Source organism: Rhodococcus sp. 852002-51564_SCH6189132-a, from assembly GCF_001665495.1.
Taxonomy (GTDB): Bacteria; Actinomycetota; Actinomycetes; order Mycobacteriales; family Mycobacteriaceae; genus Rhodococcus; species Rhodococcus pyridinivorans.
In genome coordinates, this window is the sequence record NZ_LZMJ01000004.1 from 143,451 (window position 1) to 166,032 (window position 22,582).

General features: G+C 68.9%; 21 protein-coding genes and 2 pseudogenes. 10 read left to right on the plus strand and 13 right to left on the minus strand.

The window, feature by feature from the left end; all coding sequences use genetic code 11:
- Positions 1 to 2: 2 nt before the first annotated feature.
- A complete protein-coding gene (locus tag A5767_RS00940; protein WP_033097343.1) occupies positions 3 to 782 on the minus strand; it encodes an alpha/beta fold hydrolase in 780 nt (259 codons plus the stop codon).
- A 672-nt stretch (positions 783 to 1,454) separates the two neighbouring features.
- On the opposite strand from A5767_RS00940, the gene A5767_RS00945 reads away from it, so the two are divergent.
- The 4 genes and pseudogenes from A5767_RS00945 to A5767_RS23540 form a co-directional block, all read left to right on the plus strand.
- Positions 1,455 to 2,288, plus strand: a complete 834-nt coding sequence (locus A5767_RS00945; RefSeq protein ID WP_006553955.1) for a 3-oxoacyl-ACP reductase family protein — start codon at positions 1,455 to 1,457, stop codon at positions 2,286 to 2,288.
- Positions 2,289 to 2,334: 46 nt separating this feature from the next.
- Positions 2,335 to 4,218: a ketoacyl-ACP synthase III gene (locus A5767_RS00950; protein ID WP_064851427.1), complete on the plus strand. Its 1,884-nt coding sequence runs from the start codon at positions 2,335 to 2,337 to the stop codon at positions 4,216 to 4,218.
- Between the two features lie 218 nt (positions 4,219 to 4,436).
- A complete protein-coding gene (locus A5767_RS00955) occupies positions 4,437 to 4,826 on the plus strand; it encodes an excalibur calcium-binding domain-containing protein (protein WP_064851428.1) in 390 nt (129 codons plus the stop codon).
- 139 nt (positions 4,827 to 4,965) lie between these two features.
- Positions 4,966 to 5,121: pseudogene (locus A5767_RS23540) on the plus strand (salicylate monooxygenase); the annotation flags it as partial.
- A gap of 267 nt (positions 5,122 to 5,388) precedes the next feature.
- On the opposite strand, the gene A5767_RS23545 reads toward A5767_RS23540, so the two are convergent.
- Positions 5,389 to 5,532: a hypothetical protein gene (locus A5767_RS23545; RefSeq protein WP_231913083.1), complete on the minus strand. Its 144-nt coding sequence runs from the start codon at positions 5,530 to 5,532 to the stop codon at positions 5,389 to 5,391.
- Positions 5,533 to 5,706: 174 nt separating this feature from the next.
- Here A5767_RS23545 and A5767_RS23550 point away from each other — a divergent pair, with 174 nt between their 5' ends.
- Positions 5,707 to 6,426: a helix-turn-helix transcriptional regulator gene (locus A5767_RS23550; RefSeq protein ID WP_231913084.1), complete on the plus strand. Its 720-nt coding sequence runs from the start codon at positions 5,707 to 5,709 to the stop codon at positions 6,424 to 6,426.
- Between the two features lie 3 nt (positions 6,427 to 6,429).
- Positions 6,430 to 7,533 carry a glycosyltransferase gene (locus A5767_RS00970; RefSeq protein WP_064851429.1) on the plus strand — a complete coding sequence of 368 codons (1,104 nt, stop codon included), beginning with the start codon at positions 6,430 to 6,432 and terminating at the stop codon, positions 7,531 to 7,533.
- A 51-nt stretch (positions 7,534 to 7,584) separates the two neighbouring features.
- On the opposite strand, the gene A5767_RS00975 is transcribed toward A5767_RS00970, so the two are convergent.
- Together A5767_RS00975 and A5767_RS00980 are read right to left on the minus strand one after the other, a co-directional pair.
- Positions 7,585 to 7,950: an SRPBCC family protein gene (locus A5767_RS00975; RefSeq protein ID WP_064851430.1), complete on the minus strand. Its 366-nt coding sequence runs from the start codon at positions 7,948 to 7,950 to the stop codon at positions 7,585 to 7,587.
- A gap of 21 nt (positions 7,951 to 7,971) precedes the next feature.
- Positions 7,972 to 8,772 carry a DUF5602 domain-containing protein gene (locus A5767_RS00980; RefSeq protein ID WP_064851445.1) on the minus strand — a complete coding sequence of 267 codons (801 nt, stop codon included), beginning with the start codon at positions 8,770 to 8,772 and terminating at the stop codon, positions 7,972 to 7,974.
- Positions 8,773 to 8,982: 210 nt separating this feature from the next.
- Between A5767_RS00980 and lhgO the strand changes: the two genes are divergently transcribed.
- Positions 8,983 to 10,179, plus strand: a complete 1,197-nt coding sequence (gene lhgO, locus A5767_RS00985; RefSeq protein WP_064851446.1) for an L-2-hydroxyglutarate oxidase — start codon at positions 8,983 to 8,985, stop codon at positions 10,177 to 10,179.
- Positions 10,180 to 10,265: 86 nt separating this feature from the next.
- Positions 10,266 to 10,925: an SDR family oxidoreductase gene (locus tag A5767_RS00990; RefSeq protein ID WP_006553946.1), complete on the plus strand. Its 660-nt coding sequence runs from the start codon at positions 10,266 to 10,268 to the stop codon at positions 10,923 to 10,925.
- Positions 10,926 to 10,993: 68 nt separating this feature from the next.
- On the opposite strand, the pseudogene A5767_RS23970 reads toward A5767_RS00990, so the two are convergent.
- From A5767_RS23970 to A5767_RS01020, 6 genes and pseudogenes are all read right to left on the minus strand, one after another.
- Positions 10,994 to 11,389, minus strand: a pseudogene (locus A5767_RS23970) (aromatic ring hydroxylase); the annotation flags it as partial.
- Between the two features lie 322 nt (positions 11,390 to 11,711).
- Positions 11,712 to 13,064: a permease prefix domain 1-containing protein gene (locus tag A5767_RS01000; protein ID WP_064851447.1), complete on the minus strand. Its 1,353-nt coding sequence runs from the start codon at positions 13,062 to 13,064 to the stop codon at positions 11,712 to 11,714.
- A complete protein-coding gene (locus A5767_RS01005; protein WP_024103494.1) occupies positions 13,064 to 13,426 on the minus strand; it encodes a PadR family transcriptional regulator in 363 nt (120 codons plus the stop codon). Before A5767_RS01005 ends, A5767_RS01000 begins: the two co-directional genes overlap by 1 nt.
- Positions 13,427 to 13,521: 95 nt before the next feature.
- Entirely contained in the window at positions 13,522 to 14,517 is a 996-nt protein-coding gene (locus tag A5767_RS01010; RefSeq protein ID WP_064851432.1) for a hypothetical protein, read from the minus strand.
- Between the two features lie 106 nt (positions 14,518 to 14,623).
- Entirely contained in the window at positions 14,624 to 16,699 is a 2,076-nt protein-coding gene (locus A5767_RS01015; RefSeq protein WP_006553938.1) for a hypothetical protein, read from the minus strand.
- 216 nt (positions 16,700 to 16,915) lie between these two features.
- A complete protein-coding gene (locus A5767_RS01020; RefSeq protein ID WP_006553937.1) occupies positions 16,916 to 17,107 on the minus strand; it encodes a hypothetical protein in 192 nt (63 codons plus the stop codon).
- Between the two features lie 210 nt (positions 17,108 to 17,317).
- On the opposite strand from A5767_RS01020, the gene A5767_RS01025 reads away from it, so the two are divergent.
- Together A5767_RS01025 and A5767_RS01030 are read left to right on the plus strand one after the other, a co-directional pair.
- Entirely contained in the window at positions 17,318 to 18,223 is a 906-nt protein-coding gene (locus A5767_RS01025; RefSeq protein WP_064851433.1) for a hydroxymethylglutaryl-CoA lyase, read from the plus strand.
- Positions 18,220 to 19,179: a glycerate kinase family protein gene (locus tag A5767_RS01030; protein WP_033097330.1), complete on the plus strand. Its 960-nt coding sequence runs from the start codon at positions 18,220 to 18,222 to the stop codon at positions 19,177 to 19,179. Before A5767_RS01025 ends, A5767_RS01030 begins: the two co-directional genes overlap by 4 nt.
- An 84-nt stretch (positions 19,180 to 19,263) precedes the next feature.
- Here the strand turns inward: A5767_RS01030 and A5767_RS01035 are convergent, their stop codons facing one another.
- The 3 genes from A5767_RS01035 to A5767_RS01045 form a co-directional block, all read right to left on the minus strand.
- Entirely contained in the window at positions 19,264 to 20,265 is a 1,002-nt protein-coding gene (locus A5767_RS01035; protein WP_064851434.1) for a hypothetical protein, read from the minus strand.
- Between the two features lie 83 nt (positions 20,266 to 20,348).
- The gene (locus A5767_RS01040) at positions 20,349 to 20,843 is read right to left on the minus strand and encodes an LppA family lipoprotein (RefSeq protein WP_019288108.1); all 495 of its coding nucleotides are present in this window, start codon (positions 20,841 to 20,843) and stop codon (positions 20,349 to 20,351) included.
- Positions 20,840 to 22,420 carry an alpha/beta hydrolase gene (locus A5767_RS01045; RefSeq protein WP_231913085.1) on the minus strand — a complete coding sequence of 527 codons (1,581 nt, stop codon included), beginning with the start codon at positions 22,418 to 22,420 and terminating at the stop codon, positions 20,840 to 20,842. The genes A5767_RS01040 and A5767_RS01045 overlap by 4 nt, the downstream gene beginning before the upstream one ends.
- Between the last annotated feature and the right edge of the window lie 162 nt (positions 22,421 to 22,582).

Genomic DNA, 22,582 nt, shown 5'->3' on the forward strand with positions numbered 1-22,582 from the left:
CTTCATCCGAGACGCGTACGGATCCACTCGACCAGGATCCTGGCTACCTCGTGAGGAGCCTCCGGGACGAGGGCGTGCCCGCAAGCCGGCACGACGGCCGTGGAGACGAGTTCGCTCCCGAACTCGTCGACGAGCTCACCTCGGGTCTCCGCGGGCCGGAAAACGTCCTCTCCTGCTTGTACGTCGAGCAGAGGTGACGGCGCCACCGTCCACCACGATTCCTTGTCGGTCGCGGCCATCGCTGCCCGCTGCGACACGATCGCGTCGGGCCACCACCCGTCGAGCCACACCGCCGGATCGTGTCCTGCGGCGAAGAAGACGTCGCGCAGGTGCACGAGTCGTTCGTGGTCGGGAAGCGAGAGGTCGGAGCACTTGGCGACACGCTCGGTCAGCGAAGCCGGAAACCGGCGCGCCCCGGCGGCGAGCACGGCGACCCCCCGGACGAGTTCGGGCCGGTCGGCGGCGAGTACCCGGGCCACGTAGTGCCCGAACGCATGACCGGCCACAACAGCGGGTGCGGCGTCGAAATGCTCGATGACGGCGGCGACGTCGCCCGCGAGATCGTGCAGGTCGAGACCGGTCATGGGTCCGCGGCTGCTGCCGATACCCCGGGGTTGCGGTCGCAGAGCGGTGAATCCCGCTGCGGCGAGGTCGCTCGCGATCGGATCGAATTCGTAGGAGTCGCGCCCGAGGGAGGGCAGCAGGACGACTGCCGGCCCTTCCCCGTCGAGACGTACCTCGAGTTCGGCCACCGGTGTTTCGACAAGACGAGTGTTGCTCACGGGGCCATCCTCTCATCGCCGGAAAGACCTGTGCTTCGCCACAACGACCCTCCGTAGTGTCGAGAATCACACCGACGTCAGGTGTGGCGCGTTTTCGAACGGGGAATACCAACGAGCTCGTCTTGGTCGAGCTTCGGCGGCACGGAGTGCGCCTCTCCCCGACAGGCGTCAAGCGACCGCCCACGGTAGGAAATCGACCCCGAATCCCTTCATCTGCAATTACTTTCGGGACCATGCGCGAAACACGTTCGCGTCCACGCCATGTGCACACGGTTGTACCTGACTCCCCGGTAGCACGTTGTGCCATTCTGGAGCAGTCCGATTCGTGCAGGCTGTACGTCCGGATGGATACGAACATTCAGCATGTTCGTACCGTGGGGTAACCCCGAATCTTCGTCGAATATGATTGTGCTCCAATACTTCTCGAACTATTCGGACAAATTGACGAAATTCGAGACTCGAATTGTTTCTGGTGACAACATCATCGAGGTGGTGCATGATTGGTGCCGCAGGGAGTTATGAGCCGATGAAGGCTCGTTTCAGGGGACACGCGTTCGAGTCAGGGGGATTCGAAACGTGCTCCTCCACAGAGAAATCAACGCGCAGGGGGCGTTTGTGCGACGTCGGCGAACAGCCGCGCCCGTCGCCCCCTCGCACAGCGAGGAGATCAGCATGACCAGCACCATCGAACCCAGCTCGCAGATCGCTGCCGGCGGAAACAAGCTCCGCGGACGCGTCGCCTTCGTCACCGGCGGCACACGCGGCATCGGTGCGGCGATCAGCCGCAGCCTGGCGAGCCAGGGCGCCACCGTCGCCGCAGGCTACGGACGCAACACCGCCCAGGCGGATCAGTTCCTCGCAGACCTGAACGAGACGGGCCGCAAGGACGTCCGTTACTCCGTGCACCGCGGTGACGTCGCGAACGCCGACGACTGCCGACGCACCATCGACGAGGTCATCGAAACGCACGGCCGTCTCGACATCCTGATCAACAACGCCGGCATCACCATCGACCGCACGGTGCTGAAGATGCAGGACGAGGACTGGGACACCGTCATCGGCGTGAACCTCTCGGGTGCGTTCTACCTGGCGCAGGCCGCACTGCGCCACATGCTCGAGCGTGGCACCGGACGCATCGTCAACGTCTCCTCCGTCATCGGCGAGACCGGCAACATCGGCCAGGCCAACTACGCGGCATCGAAGGCCGGCCTGTTCGGTCTCACCAAGACCCTCGCCAAGGAAGCAGCCTTCTACCTGGCCAAGAACGACAAGCTGGACCCGAACGGCATCGGCGTCACCGTCAACACCGTCACCCCGGGCTTCGTCGCCACCGAGATGGTCGAGGCCATCCCCGAGAAGGTTCTCGCACGCATCACCGACACCATCCCCGTGAAACGACTGGCCGACCCGCAGGAGATCGCCCGGGTCGTGCACTTCCTCGCCGCGGACGCCTCCTCGTACATCACCGGTCAGGTATGGGGCGTCAACGGCGGCCTGGACATGTGATCCGGTCTCCCCACCCACTACTTCGAATCGAACGGTCCCCTCGCACATGCAGCCATTCGAGCTCAATCGGCACGGCCGAATTGTCTTCCCCTCCAATTTCGTTCCCGAACTCGACTTCTCCACGCTGAGCAGCGTCGACCACCTCGACGCCGTCATCCGACGCGACTTCGACACCAAGGCACCCACGGTCTCGGAGATCCTCTCCCGGCACGAACTGGGCAAGTACGCCTCGAAGTTCGAGATCATGCGGGACATGGCCCTGAACGTCTTCTGGGCCGACCGATTCCCGCTGATGATGTTCGAGCGGCGCGTCATTCGCTGGGGCGACGTTCCCCGCAACCGCGACGACGTCTACATGCCTCGTCTGACTCCCTGGCCCGAGGCCGAAGAGCGGCTGGGGGCGGTCGAGGACGCCTACCGCGCTCTCCCCCGCGCATGGGACAGTGCCGCCGAGGACCACATCTTCGATCGACTCTTCGCGGTCTTCGGTTCGCGTCGTCACTTCGCCGGCGACCTGCCCACGGTCAAACCGACCGTGCCACAGCTGATCTCCGATCCGGAGAACATCACCCTGCGTGTTCGCCACTACGATCCGAACCACCCCGTCTTCGGATACGACGAGATCCTCGACTGTCACGAGGACGTCGCCGAACTCGAGGCACTGAGCCGCTGGTCGATGGTTCTGCACAACCAGCAGCCCTGGGACGGAAGCGAAACCGAACTCGTCCGGGTCGCGGACCTCAAGGACGACGACTACGTCGTGGCCTCCCATCCGCGCAATCGCGAGGTCCAGCGGTTCATCAACCGGGTCATGTCGGGCAGGACCCGTAAGGCCACCTCGTACACGCGGCACGAACCGGTGGCACCGTCTGCGCCCTACCCGGCCGTCGACGTGCGCTCGGAGTTCGCGATCGCACCCCGCATCGATGCGATCGCGGTCGCGCACGGCGACCAGGTGTGCACCAACGAGGACCTGATCCGTAACACCGCCTACAACTGGTCGCCCATGTCGGCCGACGAGATCACGGCCAAGACCGGGATCGAGCAGCGCCGGTACACCTCGGGAACCTTCGAGGACCTGGCCCTGACGGCGGCGAAGCAGGCGATCACCCACGCCGGAGTCGGCCCGCAGGACATCGGCGCGGTCATCACCTGCACGTGCACGAGCGGTCGGCTGATCCCGTCGCTGGCCACGTGGATCTCGGGCGAACTGGGCATCGGGCAGACCCATGCCTCGTTCGACCTGATCGCGGCGTGCGCGGGAATGCCCTACGGCCTGGCCGAGGCGACCCGCATCCTGCAGCAGGTCAAGCGCCCCGTCCTCGTGGTGTGCGTCGAGAAGTTCTCGGACAAGATCGGCACCGTCCGGCCGTCCCGGATGATCTTCGGTGACGGCGCCGCGGCGATGGTCATCTCTCCGGCCGCCGAGGGCGAGGCACCCGATCTCGAGTTCTTCAACAGCTACGCGAGCGGCCCGACGAGCGAGGTCAACTCGATCATCTGGCCGAACCCGGACTTCGACAACTTCATCACGGTCTACGGACCCGAGGTGAAGACGCTCGCCGGTCGTTATCTGGCGCAGATGCTCGACGAGATCAAGGCCCTCCCGTCTCCCGACGATGCCGAGCGTTCACTGCTCGACGACATCGATCTCATCGTTCCCCATCAGGCGAACAAGACGATGGTCATCGAGCTCGCCGCGAACGCCGGACTCTCGGCCGACCGGTTGTACTTCAACATCGAGAAGGTCGGCAACACGTCGTCGGCGAGCATCCCACTCGCGATCCACGACGCCGTCCGCGAGGGGGTCATCACCGAACCGGTGCGCATCTTCGCTCCCGGCTTCGGCGCCGGAGCGGTGGCGGGGTACACCGTCATGCGGATCGACCCGAAGGTGGTCGTGGCGTTCGAGGAGGCCGACGCCGGCTGAGCCGGCAGATGGACCGACGCCGGCTGATCCCGGCGTACGACAGGCATCCGGGCCGTCCCCCGGCAGGCCCGGAGTACATCGGCCCGTTCGCGACATCCGGTCGCGAGCGGGCCGATCGTCGTCTGCGACCGGCCGACGTAACACCCGCGCTGTCCGGGCCGACATTTCGATCGGATCCGGCAAATCGGATCCGGACGAAGTACAGAAAGGCCTCGCGCATGAAGTTCCGCCGCATCGTCGCTGCGACGCTGGGGTGTGTGGCCCTGACGGTCGCCGCACCCTCGACCGCCACCGCCTTCCCTCTCGTGGACCTGCTCCCGAAGGGCATCGCCGATCTCGTTCCGAGCGGATCGTCCAATCCGTTCGCTCCGCCGCCGGCACCTCCGGCTCCCCCGTCCCCGCCGGCACCTCAGGCCGGCCCGGCTCCGCAGGTGGCACCGGCTCCCCCGGCTCCCCGTCCGGCTCCGTCCGCACCGAGCGGCGGGTTCAAGAACTGCACCGAGGCCTGGAACGCGGGCGCTGCTCCGGTCCACCGCAACGACCCCGGATACGCACCGCGCCTCGACCGCGACAACGACGGGATCGGCTGCGAGCGCGATCCGCGCTGATCGGTCCGTCCCGTAAAAGAGCGGAGGCTCTTCCATCCTCTCCGGGATGGAAGAGCCTTCGTCGTTCGTACGTGCGGAAACCTCAGAGCCAGCGCGGCGACGTGAGTTCTCCGCCGGTGACGCCGACGGCTCCGCGACCGACCGCATCCTCACCACCGGACGCATGTGGGGCGACCTGTGGCACCTCGACGGTGCCGGTCGCGAGGCCCGCAACGAGCTGTTCCGCACCCGCGACACCTCGAGCTACAAGTACACCGACTGGCTCCGGGGCTACAGCTCCGACCGCAACCGCTGAGCACTCACACAGCGCCGCAGAGCAATTCGTCCCGTTCCGGACAATGCCGTCCCCGATCACCGATCGGGGGCGGCATTCGCCGTATATACGTCGTTCGTCCCGCAACCGAAAGGTAAAGGAGCGACCGTGACCAGCACATACTGAAAATATGACCGCGTCACGGCAGGCGTCGGCGCTCCGCAGCGAGGTTCGGGACATCGCACTCGGAACCGCCGACCCGGTCGAGTTCCGGCACGCCGTCCTCGACACGATCCGGCGGCGTATCCACTACGACATCGGATGCATCGCTCTCGTCGATCCGGCGAGCATGTTGTTCACGTCCGTGACCATGCTCGGCGCCGACGCCCCGCCCGGTCGTGCCGCGAAGACGGTGGCACACATCGAGTACGGCACGTCGCGCTTCGCGAACACCTACTGCAAGCTCGCCCGGACGCGCACCGGTGTCCAGACGATCCGCGAGGCGATCGACTGCGACATCCGCGATTCCTTGCCCTACAGCGAGATCCTCGAACCGCAGGGAATGGACGACGAGGTGCGCCTCGTCTTCCGGGGCCGTGACGGGCGCGTCTGGGGCGGCGGCCTCTCATGCGCGCCCCCGGCCGACGCTTCGACGCCGACGATGTGGCAGCACTCGCAGGATGCGTGGGCGAGATCGGCGACGGACTGCGGTTGTCGTTGCTCCGCGAATCCCCTCGACTCGCGGCGGACGCATCACCCGGCGGTTCCGGTCCCGCGGTCGTGGTGGTGGGCGCGGACAACGAGATCGAATCGGCTACTCCGCAGGCGGTGGAGTATCTCGAGCGACTCGGTGCCGAAGGCGCCTTCATGCTCCCGGCCGTAGTGGTCGCCGTCCGTTTCCGCTACGAAGGGGCCGCCGCGTGCGTCGTCCGTGTCCGTACGGAGGACGGTCAGTGGCTCGTCCTGCGGGCCGGGTCGCTGGACGGCCGAGGAGAATCGGCCCGGATCGTCGTCGCGATCGAACCCGCGCAGCCCGGTCAGCTCGTGGCTCTGACCGCCGCCCTTCACGGTCTCACCAAACGGGAGACCGATGTCCTCGCCCGCGTTCTTGCGGGAGAGACACGCACCGAGATCGCGCGTGGACTGTTCGTCAGCCCGTACACCGTGCAGGACCACCTGAAGAGCATCTATGCGAAGACGGGCGTGAACAGTCGGCAGGAACTCGTCGCACGACTGTTCTTCACGCACTGCCTCCCCCGGGTCGGTACGGAGATCGGGCCGGACGGGTGGTTCGTCGAGAAACCGGCGCCGACGAGCGTCCCGGTCGGTGCACATCGGAAGAGGTGAGCCGTGGCACGCATCCTGGTCGTCACCCTGGAAGGCGGCGGGAACTACCCGCTCGAAGCAGCGTTCGGATGCGAGTTGCACCGCCGCGGACATCACGTTCGGGTTCTCGGTCACGAATCGCAACGGAAGGTCGCGGAGGATGCCTGCCTCGTCTTCTGCGGCTACCGGCACTCGCCGACCTGGACCCCGCACGTAGAACTGAGCACCCCGAAAGTGCTGACCATGGCCTACGCCATGATGACCGACTCCGCCGTCGCACGGGATGTGGGGGACGAGATCGCCGGGGAGCCGACCGATCTGGTGATCGTCGATTGCATGCTGTTCAACGCCCAGGACGCTGCGGCGCGCACCGGGGTGCCGTACGTGGTGCTGTTCCATTCCTTCTTCGCCGCATTCGACGGCGCCTTCCGGCACGGACCGTTCGGGATCGGTTCGCGACTACGCGGCCTGGGTCCGAAGCGACTGTGGGAACAGGCCGACATGCGACTCGTGTGCTCGGACCGAGTGCTCGACCCGGCCGCGCGACGGCGCACGGACGGCTCGCTGACCTGGACCGGTGCGATTCACGACGCGAAGGCCGCGGCGTTCGGTCGAACACCGCCGCGCGTGCTGGTCAGTCTGAGCACTGCCGGCTTCCCGGGTCAGCGCCGCACTTACCAGAACATCTTCGACGCCGCGGCGGAGATGGACGCGGAGTTCGTCGTCACGACCGGGCCGGCGATCGACCCTACCGGGTTGCGCGTACCACCCAATGCGACCGTCCACCGGTACATCCCGCACCACGAGCTGATGCCGACCTGCTCGGCGGTGGTCGGGCACGGCGGGCACGCGACGGCCTTCCGGGCTCTCGCACACGGACTTCCGATACTGATCATGCCCATGTCGGCGGTCACGGATCAGGCGATCATCGGTCGCGAGGTCGCGAAGGCGGGTGCGGACATCCGTCTGCGGAAGACCGCTTCGCCCGAGCAGATACGCGCGGCCGTGGAGAGTCTGCTGACCGACGACGGTTATCGCACGGCGGCAGCAGAACTCGGCGCCCGTCTCCGAACCGTCGACGGTGCATCGGCTGCGGCCGACCGGGTGTTGACGCTCGTCGACCACTGACGGACACACGAAGGACCGGCACCCCCGGTGGGTGCCGGTCGATCCTCCGCATCACCCTTCGATCGCATCTCCCTCCTCCAGAAGCTGTTTCGCATGTTCGAGGTTGTTCCGCACATCGCGCGCGTACAGTTTCTCCACGACCGGCTGGGTGAACCTGCCGAAGAAGTTCCCGACGTCCTCGGTGTCCTGGTGGAAGGTGACGCGGGTTCCCGTCTCCACCGACTCGAAGCGATAGACGGTCTCGTACCGGATCGGACTCTTCACGCTGCGGCGGTGCTGGGCTCTACCGGGCTCGACGCGGGCCAGTTCCTCGGTGAGTTCGATCCGCCGTCCGGCAAACTTGACGGTGGCGCGCGAGACGGATCCCTCCTTGCCGCCCTCACCCGAGATGCAGTGACTGTTCCTGCTGTACCGCAATGGTTCTCATGGAGGTGCGCGTCAGGATTCCTGGCGCGGGACCATCCCTCCGAGGGCGATGTCGTATTCCTGCGCCTGCTCGTCGAATCCGACGCTGTAGACGGTGGGATACCAGGCCGAGTGCTGATAGGCGGCCGGCAACTTGATCTGTTCGCGGATGGTGGGACGGGTCAGCAGCCACTCCCGCGTGATCATGGGCTCCATGAAGGTGTAGTCGCCGTCCCACGAACCGTTGACGAACGTCTCGGTGAAGTCGTAGACGCCCGGAACCATTTTTTCCGTGATGTCGAGCCAGTGCACACCCATGAACGGCACCGCGAGTTGCGATGCGAGCATCCCCGGCGGGGTCACGTAGTCGCCGGGCATGTACTTCGGGTCCGGGAGTCGTTCCGCGCGAGCGGCGTAATCCGGTGCGGTCGGGTCGATTGCTTCGATCGCCGCCATGTCGGTCATATAGAAGTGCATGTCGAAATGGGGCTTCCCGAACAGCACGGTCGGATCGTGTCCGCGCGGGTTCCAGTTCAGCATGACGTGGTCGAACACCGTGTCGGATGCCTGAACGGGCAGGTGCAGCATGTACATCTCGTCGGCATCGGGCAGTCCGTCGAGGGCCGCCGGCGAGAAGCGGATACCGACGGCGGTCGGGGCCCCGTTCGCATCGACGGTGGCGTACGCACGCGCGGTTCCGTCACCGACGCTCACGGCCTGACCGAAGTGCAGGTGGGCATGTGTGGGCACCGCCGACGCCACGCCGCCGACCGCCACGGCGACGCACGCGGCGAGGAGCACTGCGATGGAACGAGATGATCGATGTTTCTTCATGGTGATATCCGATCGCCGAGGGTTCTCGGTGAACCTCTCCATTCCGTGGGTCCAGTCTCGATCGGTGTTCGTCACCCCGGCCATCCCTCATTCGGGGGATTTCGCCGAGCGATCCGACAGAAGAACCCGTCGTCACAGCGTCGCGGCATATACTCGCCGGACTGCAGACAGACGTCACGATCCGCGGAGAACAGGGAGCGGCCCTTGAGTATTCGCAACCTTCGCGTCGCGGTGGTCGGTGGGGGCATCATCGGTGCCGCGACCGCCCGGCGACTCGCCCTCACGGACGCCGACGTCACGCTGTTCGAGAAGGAGGACCGGCTCGCCGCGCATCAGACGGGGCACAACAGCGGTGTCGTCCACGCCGGCCTCTACTACACACCCGGCAGCCTCAAGGCCCGGTTGTGCAGGCGTGGGGTGGAGTTGTTGCAGACGTTCACCACGGACAAGGGCCTGCCCTACGACGAGTGCGGCAAGGTCGTCGTCGCCCTCGACGAATCGGACCTCGGCCGGCTCGACGCGATCTTCTCGCGGGCCACGGCGAACGGGGTCCCCGGCATCAGGCGCATCGGCGCCGACGAGATCACCGCGATCGAGCCGCACGCCGTCGGGATCGCAGCCCTTCATTCCCCGCACACGGCGATCATCGATTTCGTCGCCGTCACCCGCGCGCTCGCGGACGACGTCGTCGCCGCGGGCGGCACGGTGCGGACCGGTACCGCCGTGACGGCGATCCGTGCGGCGGGCGAGCAGGTCGTCGTCGACATCCCGGGCGATCAACTGGCCTTCGACCTGGTGATCACGTGCGCGGGACTGCAGTCCGACCGCCTCGCCCACACCTCGGGTGACACCCGCGACCCGCGGATCGTCCCGTTCCTCGGCGACTATCTGCTGCTCGAACCCGACGCGGCGGCGAAGGTGCGCGGGTTGATCTATCCGGTGCCCGATCCCCGCTATCCGTTCCTCGGTGTGCATCTCACCCGGCGGATAGACGGTGAGGTGATGGTGGGACCCAACGCCTTCCTCTCCCCCGGCCGCGAGGCCTATCGCGGCGGGCGCGGATCGTGGCGGGATCTGCGTGATGCCGTCGCCTGGCCCGGTTTCTGGCGGTTCGCCGCGAACAACCTGCCCGCAGCGGGTCGGGAACTACGCACGGCGAGCAGCACTCGGCGGTTCGTCGCCGATGCGGCCGCGTACATGCCCGGGCTGACCGTCGACGACGTGCGGCCGGGTCCGCGTGGCATCCGCGCTCAGGCGATGAACTCCGACGGAGGTCTCGAGGACGACTTCGTCGTCACCGGGCACGGACGGGTCGTGCACCTGCGCAACGCCCCGTCGCCCGGGGCCACCTCGTCGATGGCGATCGCGGAGTATCTCGTCGACCGCGCACTCGAACGCATCGCCTGATCGGGCATCCGGCGGCGGACGTCACGGTTCGCGGTGACCGGTTCGGGGCATGCTGCAGGGAACCACTTCATCGTCAGGAGGTCTCCATGGCACGAATCGCACTCTTCGGAGGACACGGCAAGGTCGCGTTGCATCTCGAGCGGCTGCTGGCCGATGCCGGTCACGAGACCAGTGCGTTCATCCGCAATCCCGATCACGCCGACGATGTCCGCGCTGCCGGTGGCACGCCCGTCGTCGCCGACGTCGAGAAGATGGACATCGCCGAGATCACCGAGCTGCTGCGCGGCCACGACGCGGTGGTCTGGTCTGCAGGCGCGGGCGGAGGGAATCCCGAACGCACCTATGCGGTGGACCGCGACGCGGCGATCGCCTCGATGACCGCCGCGCAGGAGGCCGGGGTCCGTCGGTACGTGATGGTGTCGTACTTCGGGGCCCGCCCCGACCACGGCGTCCCCGAGGACAACAGCTTCTATGCCTATGCCGAGGCCAAGTCGGCCGCAGACACCCATCTGCGGGGTACCGACCTCGACTGGACGATCCTCGGTCCGAGCGCGTTGACCCTCGACCCGCCCACCGGCCGCATCGAGATCGAGGGGCACGGGGCGAGCGACAAGGGGCAGGTCTCGCGCGCCGACGTCGCGGCCGTCGCCGCAGCGGTGCTCGAGCGACCGGAGACGGTGGGACGCACCATCGAGTTCAACAACGGTGACGTCCCGATCGACGAGGCACTCGACGCGCTGAGGTAGCTCCCCGCGCAGCAGTCCGCCCCCGGTAGCAGGGGTGATCGGGGCGGACATACGAGCGATGTGATCGCTCAGGCCTGCGGGGCGAGTTCCTCCACGCGCAGCGGCGACGTGTCCGCGGCGGCCGCGATGGCCTCCTCGAACTGCCGGCGGTCGACCTGCGAGCCGAGCACCAGCGCGGGTCGCGCCAGGAAGCCCTCGCGGTCGTCCTCAGGGGCCCGGCCCAGGGTGATCGACAGGCCGAGCCAGACGTTCTCACGACGCTGGTCGTCCTCGGTGACCTGCTCGGCGGGCCGGGCCGGGAGCTCCGCGCCGGCCGGAGCGGCACCGGAGCGCAGGGATGCGGCGACACTGTCCAGGTCGGCGACCGGCACACGGCACAGCAGCAGACCGTCGGGGCGGGCTACGAAGGCCTCACCGGCCGTCGCGCCGAGTGCCTCGACGAGATCGGGCGCGTCGAGGAGTGTCCGCAAACGGTTCTGGGTGTCCTCGCGGAAGTCGATGTCGGCGCGAGGGAGAGATAACACCCCACCGCCACCGGACCGACGATGTCGCCCGCCTCCGACCGCGCGTCGCTCTCGAGTTCGCTCGCGTGGTGCAGCAGCATCTTCGCCCGCTCGAGCACCGCGTGACCGGTCGGTGTGAGCTTGACGCCTTGGGCGCGCTGCCGGACGAGGAACTTGACCGCGAGGGCCTTCTGGTCGGTGATCGCAGACGAGAGCGAGTTGCCTCATCGTGTACGTGGGCACCGCGTCCGTCCTGGGCATGGTAGTCCCGAGTCGAGAGCGCTCACACGAACCGGAAGAGCGGCGGGATCGCGACGACCGCCAGTGCCGCCCACCCGCAGTAGACGGGCAGGTAGCGCATCTGCCACCGCTCGACCGCCGCGAAACCGGTGCGGCCCCGCAGGAACGAGATGCCGAGCCACGCCGCCCACACGAGGTTCACCAGGAGGACGAGGTTCAGACCGAGGGCGGTGACCTTGTTGGCGGTGAAGCCGAACTCGGCGATGCGGGTGGCCATCGCGGTGAGCATCAGCAGGTCGACGGCGAGCGCCGCGGCGATCAGCATCACCTGCAGCAGATCGAAGACGTCCGGTGCGGCGTGCGGGTCGCGGGCGGAGATCGAGTAGAGCAGAAGTCCGAGGACGAGCACGAGGATCAGGTCCATGAGGATCAGCAGGCCCCGGTCGACGTCGACGACGCTGTGGGACGCGATCACCGCGACGAACAGCGCGACCAGCATGAGGATCGTGACGGGCGTGAAGACCCGGGTGAGAACGGGAGCGATGTTCTCCACGACCTGCTGCTTCGCCTCGACGAGCCAGGCCGCGACGATGATCGCTCCGGCCGGCCCGAACGGGACGATCCACTGTTCGAAGAACGGTTCGATATCGATCCCCAGGGCGCTGAAGGCACCCGCGGTCAGCCCCATGAGCACGCCGCCGCCGAGCGCGAGCAGCGCCAGGTACACGGCGAACTCCCCGGTGAAGCGCACGAAGTCCATGCGACGGCGATGGGATCGCCACTGCCCTGCGACATAGGCCGCACCGACGACGAACCACAGGACCACCGGGGCGTGGATCGCCGCGATGATCTCGGTGGCGCCGCCCGGTTCGAACGGGAAGACGTTGAGCACGATCGCCACGAGGACGAACGGAACGGCAAGGAGCGCACTGCTCTTCGGACTCATCTGACGCTTCCACGCGAAATACAGCGTGAGGAAGGGCAGCATGAGCACGGCGGCGTTGCGCACCAGTGCGTTATCGGAGAGCCACTCGAATCCGGCCCGGACGGCCAGACCGGCACCGAGCGCGCAGGCGAGGACGACCGCGAGTTCCCTACGGCGACGCGGGGTTCCGGACTCCTCACCGCGACCGCCACCGGTGAGGACGAGCTGCTTCCACAGCCGGTCGGAGTGTTCCTGGGCGAACTCGCGGGAGACCTCGTCGAGACCACCCATCCGGCCGACCGCGACGAGGAATGCCTCGTCGGCCGTCAGTCCGACCGACACGAGGTCCGAGATCTGTTCCCGCAGATGATCTTCCATCTCGTCGATGTCCGAGGACGAGATGACCCGATGGTCGGCGACGTAGTTGCGCCAGCCGGCGATCCGGTCCTCGAGATGTGCGTCGAGTGTCATCACGACCACCCCGGCGCGACGGCGGGAGGCAACTGGGCCGACTGCCACACCTGGTGCAGGGCCTCGGCGACGACCGTCCACTGCGCCGCCCGTTCGGTGAGGACTTCCCGGCCCGCGTCGGTGATGGCGTAGTGCTTGCGGCGCCGCCCGTTGTCGGCGACACGCCAGGTGGCGGACACGTGCCCCGCCCGCTCGAGACGGTGCAGGAGGGGATAGAGCATCCCGTCGGTCCACTGCATCCGGCCCTGCGACAGCTCGTTGACGCGTTTGATGATCGCATACCCGTACGACTCGCCCTCGGCGAGGATGCCGAGCACGAGCGGGGTGGCGGACGCGGCCACCAAATCCTTCTCGATGAACATGTCGTCCTCATACCTAGAGGTTCTATGGATAACGGTGACCCTAGCAGATCTAGGTATGAGGACCGAGCGCTCTCCGCAAGGTGGTGCGGTGGCGTCTACTGCCGGTCGTCGGATCCGGCGGTTGTGGATTCGTCGGAGCCGGAGGCGGTCGATCCGGAATCCGCAGATCCCGAAGCGGCAGATGCCGAAGCGGCAGATTCCGAAGCGGCAGATTCCGAAGCGGCAGATTCCGAAGCCTCGGAGCGACTCCACGTCTCCGTCACCCGCGCACGGCCGCGTTCGAACACGTCTCCGAGGACTCCCCCGACCGCCTTGAGCGGACTGCTCATCGAGTCCAGGGCCTCGGCGATCACCGGGTCCTCGTCGTCGAGCCAACCCGCCTCGTCGGCACGGCACGCCCACCGGAAGTCGTCGAAGTCCTGACGCAGACCCGCGAGCACCTTCGTCGTCCGTCCCGACGACAAGCGGCGTACGACCTCGATCGGGGTGCCCTCCGCGAACCGGGCGAGCGCGGCACGGGCGCGGCGCAGCAGTTCGGCGTCCTGCGTGAAGTGGTCGGCCAGGACCTGACGGGCGGAGGTCAGCGCGTCGCGCAGTTCGTCGTCGGGCGTGCGTGCCAGGTGCACGCGATGCCACAGGAACAGGCAGTCCTCGACGATCACGAGCAACTGCAGCGTCTCCCCCAGAGCCTCCTCCACCGCGACCTTCTGCAGCAGTTCGACGTGCTCACCCACCGCCGCGTCGAGTCCGAGATCGTCGAGCGACGAAGAGACGTGCCCGCGCAGACGCGTCACCGTCCGGGCGAGGACCTCACCGAGGTCGGCGATCGACTGCCAGTCCCGGTCGGGAAGACCGCCGGTGTGGTCGGCGATCGATGCCGCCCTGGTCAGAACATTGTGGGTCGCGACGATGTCGCCGGCCGGCTCCGCCCCGGCCAGGTCGAGCACGCGGTCGACGGTTCCGGGCGCCGCATCGTCGCCTTCGAGACGCACGACGGCGGCCTCCACCGACGCGACTGCTCCCCGCAACGCCTCGAGGACCGCGTCGGGGGCGGTGGGGACTGCGGCGGTGGGTTTCGACGTGTCGGCCATACCCCAATCGTGCTACGTCGAGGGGCCGGATGCATCACGTCTTCCGGCTCAGTTCGGGACGCGCACCCACTTCCCGCTCAGTTCGGGACACGGACCCACTTCCCGCTCAGTTCGGGACACGGACCCACGCCTGTTCGAGCAGGGCCACCACTTCGGTCTCCCTGCGGGCCCGGTAGGCCGACAGGATCCGGCGCGGGCGCGACTCCCCGTCGAGGCCGAGAGCGGACGCCAACGCCGACGCGATCCGCTCCTCGGGGACGGTCTCCGGTTCGGTGTGGCCGATGAGCGAGAGCGCCTTGCGCAGCGGTTCGGCGTTGTCGGCGACGGTGCGCAGCGGCAGGACGTCGAACCGGCCGTCGGTTCGGACCTCGAGCAGCAGCTCGTTGTCCTCCTCCACCCCGACGTCCTCGAGAAACCGGCGGATCGAGGACAGACGCGGCACCGGTCCCGTCCAGCGCAGGGTCTGGCCGCCCAGGCGGGACGGGAGCACCACGTGCCCACCCGGTGCGCACCCGGCGATCGCGGCGACGGCGGACGGAACCGTGAACTCGGCTCCCCGCAGGTGGTCGCGGGTCGCGGGGATGCGCAGGCGCCAGGCCTCCCCCAGCCGGTAGAGGCGGCGTGTGCGCTCGGGCAGGGCGATCGGGACGTGCGAGCGGTGACGACGCCGGACACGGCCGTCGACGACCTCGAAATCCCCTCCGGCCGTGAACGTCCGAGCGGAATCCTCCGAGATGCCGAATCGGTCGACGAGCGCGGCGACCACCATGTCGCGATCGGCGCTTCCGCCGCGGGCATCGACCAGCCGTGCGATGCGGTTGCGGATGGCGGTGACCACGTCGACGTCCCACTCGGCCAGCGCCCAACGTTCACCGTCGGATGTGAAGCGCTCGTCGTCGGCGAGTTCGGAGACGAGGGTGTGGACGTCGGCATTGACCCCCATGCGCGCGACAAGCGTGTCGGCGGTCAGGGGGTCGCCGAGCACCTCGAGGACCTGAGCGGCACGTCCGGCGAGCCCGTCCGGCGGGGACAGTAAACGGCCTTCGAAGGTCGTCGTGCCGCAGTACCGGGTCCACGCCTCGAACTCGTCGTCGGGAAGCGACCACACGGCCTTCACGGCGGCGGGCTCGACCACACCGTTCGGTGATTCGAACTCCGAGAGCAGTCCGCGGGTCTGCTTCTCGGCGTCGGGCAGATCCGGTACCGCGATCCACCCGTCCGCGACCTCGAAACGGTCGTCGAGACGGTGCAACACCCGCCACAGGGGCACGTCGAAACCCTGGACGGTCCGGCCCAGCACCGGGTGGGTGCGCACCATCCGGTCGAAGGCCGCCACCGGCCGCACGTCGACGCGCAACGCCGCGAGCAGGTCGCCGACCGCCGTGCCGAATGGGAAGGTGGACGGCCCGGCCGGGTCGTCGACGCCGTCGTGGACGCGGCGCCGCAAGGCCGTGCGTTCCGCGTCGGGCAAGCCCTCGAGGTAGTCGGTGAGTTCGGCGATCGGATCGGCCGGCGCCGCCACCGGCAGGTCGCGGGCGGTGAGTGCCCGCAACCGGGCCGCGGCGTCCTGGATCTCCTCCGGCGCCCCGTCGTCGATCACGGCCAGCAGGAGAGGAGCATCGTCGCGGCCGCACACGCGACTCCACCGCGCCAGCGCCGCCAGGTCGTCGAGGAGCAGCGCCGCGGCGGGCACCCGCGCGGCACGCGGATCGGCTTCGAGGGTGGCCGGTTCGCGGAGCACCGTCGCGACGAGCGCGGCGCAGACGATCTCCTCCACCGCGTCGCGGTCGGCGCCGCGGATCCCGAGCAGATCGGCCGGACTGCGACTGAACAATTCGGCGGTGGTGGGTGCGTGCGGGAGGCGCGCGACGAGGGTCGCGGCGGCCGGACCGAGATCGAGTGCGGCCACGGGCACTTCGTCCTCACGCAGCAGACCGTCCGCGAAGCGCAGCTCCGGGTGGTCGGTGACGTAGATGTGGGCGAGTTCGGCGCACAGTTCGGGAATCTCGGTGTGCTCGCAGGTCTCGGCGGGCGACTCGTTCTCCCACCAGCGGGACGACGACACGAGTGCCCCGAGGGCGGCGGTGCGGGCCGATCCGTAGCGGTCGATCCACGGCATCAGATCCACCCAGCGACGACTGTCGAGTTCGTCCGACGACAAGGCACGAGACCACAGCGACACTGACCGATGCTCCTCTTCCACGCCCGGCGGAGGCCGCGGGCCCCCTCTCCGGCGTCGACGCCGCGCTCGTGCAGCGCGTCCACGCGAGGCGCCCTCGACCCGGACGCCGGTTCTCACCCTACAGTCCGAACGCCCCGTTTCCCGTCAGGTGAGGGCGGTGTCGACCGCTCAGGTGATCGCGAGGTCGACCGCTCAGGTGAGCGCGAGGTCGACCGCTCAGGTGAGCGCAATGTCGGAGTCGTCACGCGCCTCCGGGCGCAGCCGCAGCAGGACGAGTCCCGTCACCGACGCGACGATGAGCGAGGCCACCAGCCCGTTCACGTGCAGCGCCCACACGGCGATCACCGCCCCGGCCAGTCCCCCCAGCAGAGCGATCCAGAGCAGTACTTTTCCCAGGACCGAAGCCATTTCCCCGCACCTTCCGGCAATTCACGATCAGAACGGTGAGGATAGTGTCATCTGTCACAGTCCTCGCGAAAGTCCATCGGTGTGTCGACGGATCGTGCCTGCACGGTGACCGGGGCATACTGGTGCGGTTCGAGACGGTGGGGTCGGCAGGAACACGACGGGGAGGCGGAAACAGTGGCGGAACCGACGAGTGACCGAGCATGCACGGACGTGATCCTGCGCGACGTGACGCTGCGCGACGGACTGCAGCTGACCGGCAAACTGCTCCCCACCGAACGCAAGGTGGAGATCGTCCGGGCGCTGCTCGCCGCGGGCGTGCCCGAACTCGAGATCGGGTCCCTGGCCCGCGCCGACCTCGTGCCGCCGATGGCGAACACCCTCGACCTCGTCGCAGCGCTGACCGAGGAGGAACTCGACCGCTGCTGGATCTGGGTCGCCACGCCGCGCCACGTCGAGAAGGCGATCGCGGCCGGTGCCCGACGGTTCCAGTACTGCTTCTCGGTCTCCGACGCCCATAACCGCGCCAACATCGGCCGCGACACCGCGGACAGCATCGCCGCGATGCCGGCGGCGATCGAACGCGCCCACGCCGTCGGCGGCGGTATCCAGTTGTGCCTGGCCACGGCGTTCACGTGCCCGTTCGACGGGCCGGTCGATCCCGACCGGGTCGTGGAGATCGCATGCGATCCGCGCACCGACGGGGCCGCCGACATCGTCGTCGCCGACACCCTGGGCCAGGCCGTGCCCGGCCAGGTGTCGTCGCTGGTCGCGCGCCTGGCCGCCGAATCCCCCGACCGACGGATCGTCTACCACGGTCACGACACGTGGGGTCTCGGTGTCGCCAACAGCCTCGCCGCGATCGACGCCGGGGCGACCGTCGTCGACGGCGCACTCGCCGGCCTGGGCGGGTGCCCGTTCGCACCAGGTGCGAGCGGCAACACCGCGAGCGAGGACCTGCTGTTCGCGACCCGCCCGTCGTGGCTGGACCCGGAGGTCTTCGGCTTCCTGGTCCGGCTCGGCGAGGACATCGTCGCCGAACTGGACGAACCGAACCGGTCGCGTGCCCGGCAGGGCGCCCGCTCCGAGGCCGAGGCCTTCGACTGGGTCCTCCGGTGACCCGCATCCTGATCGCCCCCGACAGCTTCAAGGGCACCTACACCGCCGTCGAGGTCGCCGACGCGATCGCCTCCGGTGTGGAGAGCGCCGGGCACACCGCGATCCGGATGCCCGTCGCGGACGGCGGCGAGGGCACTCTCGACGCGCTCGCCGGGCCGCTCGGTCTCGCCCGGATCGAGGTCGAGGCCGTGAACCCGTGGCGCGCACCGTGCCGCGGACTGCTGGGGATGTCGCCGGACGGCACGGCCGTCGTCGAACTCGCGACGGCGAGCGGCATCACCACTCCGCACGACGGTCCGCGCGACGCCGTCACCGCCGACACCTACGGCACCGGGATGGTCATGGCCGAAGCCGTCCGGCGCGGAGCACGGCACATCGTCGTCGCGGCCGGTGGGTCGGCGACGACCGACGGGGGCGCAGGTGCGATCGCCGCGATCGACGAGCGGGGTGGGCTCGACGACGCCCGCGTCACCGTGCTGTCCGACGTGACGACCCGCTACACCGATGCGGCACGGATCTTCGGGCCGCAGAAGGGCGCCGATACGGCAGCCGTCGCGCTGCTCACGCGCCGCCTCGAAGAGAGGGCGCTGACCCTCCCCCGCGACCCGCGGGAGGTCGACGGCTCTGGAGCGGCCGGGGGTTTCTCCGGTGGGATGTGGTCGCGGTTCGGTGCAGAACTGCGGTCGGGAGCCGACTTCGTGCTCGACGCAGTGGAATTCGACGACGCCGTGCGCACCGCCGATCTCGTGGTGGTCGGCGAGGGACGACTCGACGGCCAGTCGCGGGCGGGCAAGATCGTCTCGGCGATCCTCGCGCGCTGCAGCGACGTTCCGGTGGTCGCGGTGGTCGGTTCGGTCGGCGACGACCTCGGCGACTACCGCGAGCGGTTCGCCGATGTCGTCGTCGCATCCGATGCGGAATCGCTGACGCGCGCCGGTCGGACACTGCGCACCTGAGAGATGTACCTTTCGGCACTGCGCACCTGAGAGATGCGCCTTTCGGCACTGCGCACCTGAGGAATGCGCCCGATCACCGGCCGATCACGGAGCGGTGGGAGGTGCGCTGCCGCAGGGAATCTCGGTGGGCGTCTCGGGCGTCGGCACCGGGTCGACCGGATCGGACGCGTGGGCCGGCCACGATGCCGGTCGCGCCTCGGAGCACGGGTCGGCGACGGGTGCGCGATCGGGCGACGGCACCGGCGACGGCGGCGGCGCCACGGCCGTCTGCAGTCCGGGCGCGGAGCGTTCCGCCTGCACGCCGCTGCTCACCGCGACGGCCAGTCCCCCACCCAGCAGGGCGACGAGCGCGACGAGCATGGCCGGCAGGACGGTGCCGCGACGACGGTTCGTGGGCGCGGCGACGACCGTCGGGGAGCGGCGGGCGGCTGCGACGAGCGCGGCACCGGTCGCGCGATGCCAGGGCACCCCGTGCGGAGTCACGAAGGGAACACCGAGGACGGTGGCGAGTTCTCGTGCCGGACGGGCGTCGCCGGGACGCAGATCGAGGAAGACCACCGCGTCGGGCGAGGTGCCGGCGCGGGCGACCGCTTCGTCCATCGCCTCGGGCAGGGACTGCGTGTAGGGACCGAACTCGTCGCCGTCGGGACTCACCGTGGACAGCACCGTGCGCGAGGGGACGTCGACCATCGATGCGGATTCGACGCCGTAGGTACGGGTGTGCAGGGCCAGGACCGGCAGTTCCGCGAGTTCGGGTGCTGCGGCGAGGAAGGCCAGTCGCGCGTCGTCGAGCAGGACCGTGTCGACGTCGATACCGAGCACGGCTCGCACCGCCTCGGTGACCGGTTCGGCGTCCTCGTCGTTCTCGGGACCGGTCACCACCGCGGCCGCGGACAGGGTCAGCGACGCCGCCGCGGCACGTTCCGCCATGGCGGAGGCGGCAGCGGCAGCGGCCTCCGCCGGTGTGTCCCCGGGTGCGCCGAAGCCTCGCTGGGAGTCGAACGGACCGAGACTCGGAACGTCGGCATCGACGAGGACCGCGCACACTTCACCGTCGTCGACGGAGATGCCGAGCATCGGGCGCATCTGTTCGTCCCTCCACGGCTGCCAGCACGAATCACGACGGTCCGAGCGGCCGTCGCTCGGACGAGCCTAGCCGACTACCGGGCCTACTCCGGGTAACAACCGACGGTGAGTCCGACGGTCGCGGCGACGTAACTGCCGAAGGTGATGTACGAGCCGTCGGCCGCGAACATCCGGACGGCGAGACCGGTATCCGGAGGCAGCACATGGCGACCGTGGAAGCCCGCCCGCGCGGCGGTGTCCTCGAAGACCCTGGCCGCACGGTCCAGTTCGTCGACCGGCACCGGCCTGCCCGAGCCGTGGATCGGGAGGTGCACCGTCAGGCCCGAGGTGCCGTCGGGCAGCGTGCATCCCGCGGTGGTGCTCGCGTACTTCGGTTCGAAGCGCACGCTGGGGAACTCGGCGGACAGCGCGGTGAGGACGTCGCGCTGCACGGCGGTGTAGAACTCGACCGCGCCCGCGCTGGTCGTGGCGACCGGTTCGGGCATCGCGACCGGGGTCACCGTGGTGGTGCACGCCGCGAGCAGTGCTGCCGGAACGACGACGCACGCCCCGAGCCGAAAACTCCACACAGAGGTCACGGCGTACTCCGTTCTGCGGTGCCCGCGACGACACCGGCGATGTGGTGGGAACTCGACGTTCCGGGGGTGAGATACGAGCTGTGGCCGGTGATGCCCGCGAGCGGGACTCCGGCGGTGGTGGTGCCCGGACCGGCGGGAAGATGCGTCAGGCCGTCGAGGAAGCTCGGGTCGCCACCGAAGGTTCCGGCGTCGGCGACGATGTCGCGCTCGGCTTCGACGAGATAGGCGGAGCCGGGCGGGATCCGCAGGTCGGTCACGTCGCCGGTCCCGATCCCCGGAGCCCCGACGAACACCGCGGCATCGACCGCACCGGTCTCCCTCAGCGCCAGACCAGAGACGACGGCCCCGTAGGAATGCCCGACCGTGGTGATACGCGGGTCGTCGGGACGCGAGGCCGCGATGCCGTCGAGGAAGTCGACCAGGCGAGGCGCGGCGATCCGGGCGGCGAGGTCGGAGACCGGACTGCGCTCGGTGAACGCGAGACCCCATCCCCATTGGGGCGCCTGGTAATTCAGCCAGGTGACCGCCGCGACGGAGGGATCGCCGCCGGTGAGGTGGAGCCGAGCGGCGTCGCGCAGCGCCGCGACCTGCGTGTCGTAGCCCTGCAGATTGCCCTGCACGGTCGAGCCGGCGCCGGGGACGAAGACGGCCAGGTGCTCGGCGGTGTCGACGTCCCCGACGGCCACCGCCGCCATCGCTTCGCGTCCGGACAGGTCGAGGGCGAGCAATTGCCGGTCGCCGTGGGCGAGGGTCGCGTCGATCGCGGCGAGGGCCTCGATCTTCCGCACCGTCTGTTCGAGCCCGGCATCGGCGTCGGTGAACAGTCCGGTGACGCCGAGACTGTCGATCACGGTGCCACCGAGGAACATCGCGTCGAGTTCGGCCCGCAGTTGTGTCGCGACGGATTCGAGGCGGCGACGTTCGTCGTCGAGCAGGGCACGATTGGCGAGATCGCGAACCGCAGCGGGTAATCCGTTTAGGGCGCCGATCCGTTCGGGATGTTCGGCGACCAGCGCGGTGCGTGCCGTGTCGTCGAGACCGTTCCACCACTGCGCGACCTGCACGGGATCGGTGGCCGGATCCGGCAGGACCGGCAGCGTCGTCGATCCGGACCGCGCGATCGCGGTATGTAGTCGACCCTGTTCGCCGAGAACCGTTCCCGGCGGCTCGGATTCGACACTCAGGCGAGCGGCGGCCTCGCGGTCGAGCCCATCGGCACGGACGAGCAGCGATCGCAGCGACGCCGCGAGCAATTCGTCGGCGTCGAGCGGGAAACCCCGCGCAGCGGCCCTGGTCTGCAGCTCGCCCAGTTCGGAGTGCAGTGCCCGCAGTCGCGGCACGACGAACCGCGCACATGCGGACACGCGCCGATACGACTCGGCCTGTGCCGCGAGATCCCGCCCGTACGAGGCGAATGCGGACGTCGCTCCGTCATGCGCCGCACCGCTCCAGGCGTCGCCGAAGGACGCCGACCGCGCGACGTCGCCGGCCACGGCGTCGACGGCATCGGCACATGCCGCGAGCTCGGTCGCCGTGCGCTCGAGCGCATCCGGATCCCACCCCGCCAGATCGTCCACCTGCACACCACCACCCCCTGCCGCGGAAGCATAAGGGGCACCGACGACGGGCCGGCCCGCCGGGGGGGGGGGGGGGGGGGCGGGGGGGGGCGGGGCGGGGGGGGCGGGGGCGCGGGGGGACCCGGCGGAGGTGGGGGGGCGGTTGGCGTGGCGGGGGGGGGG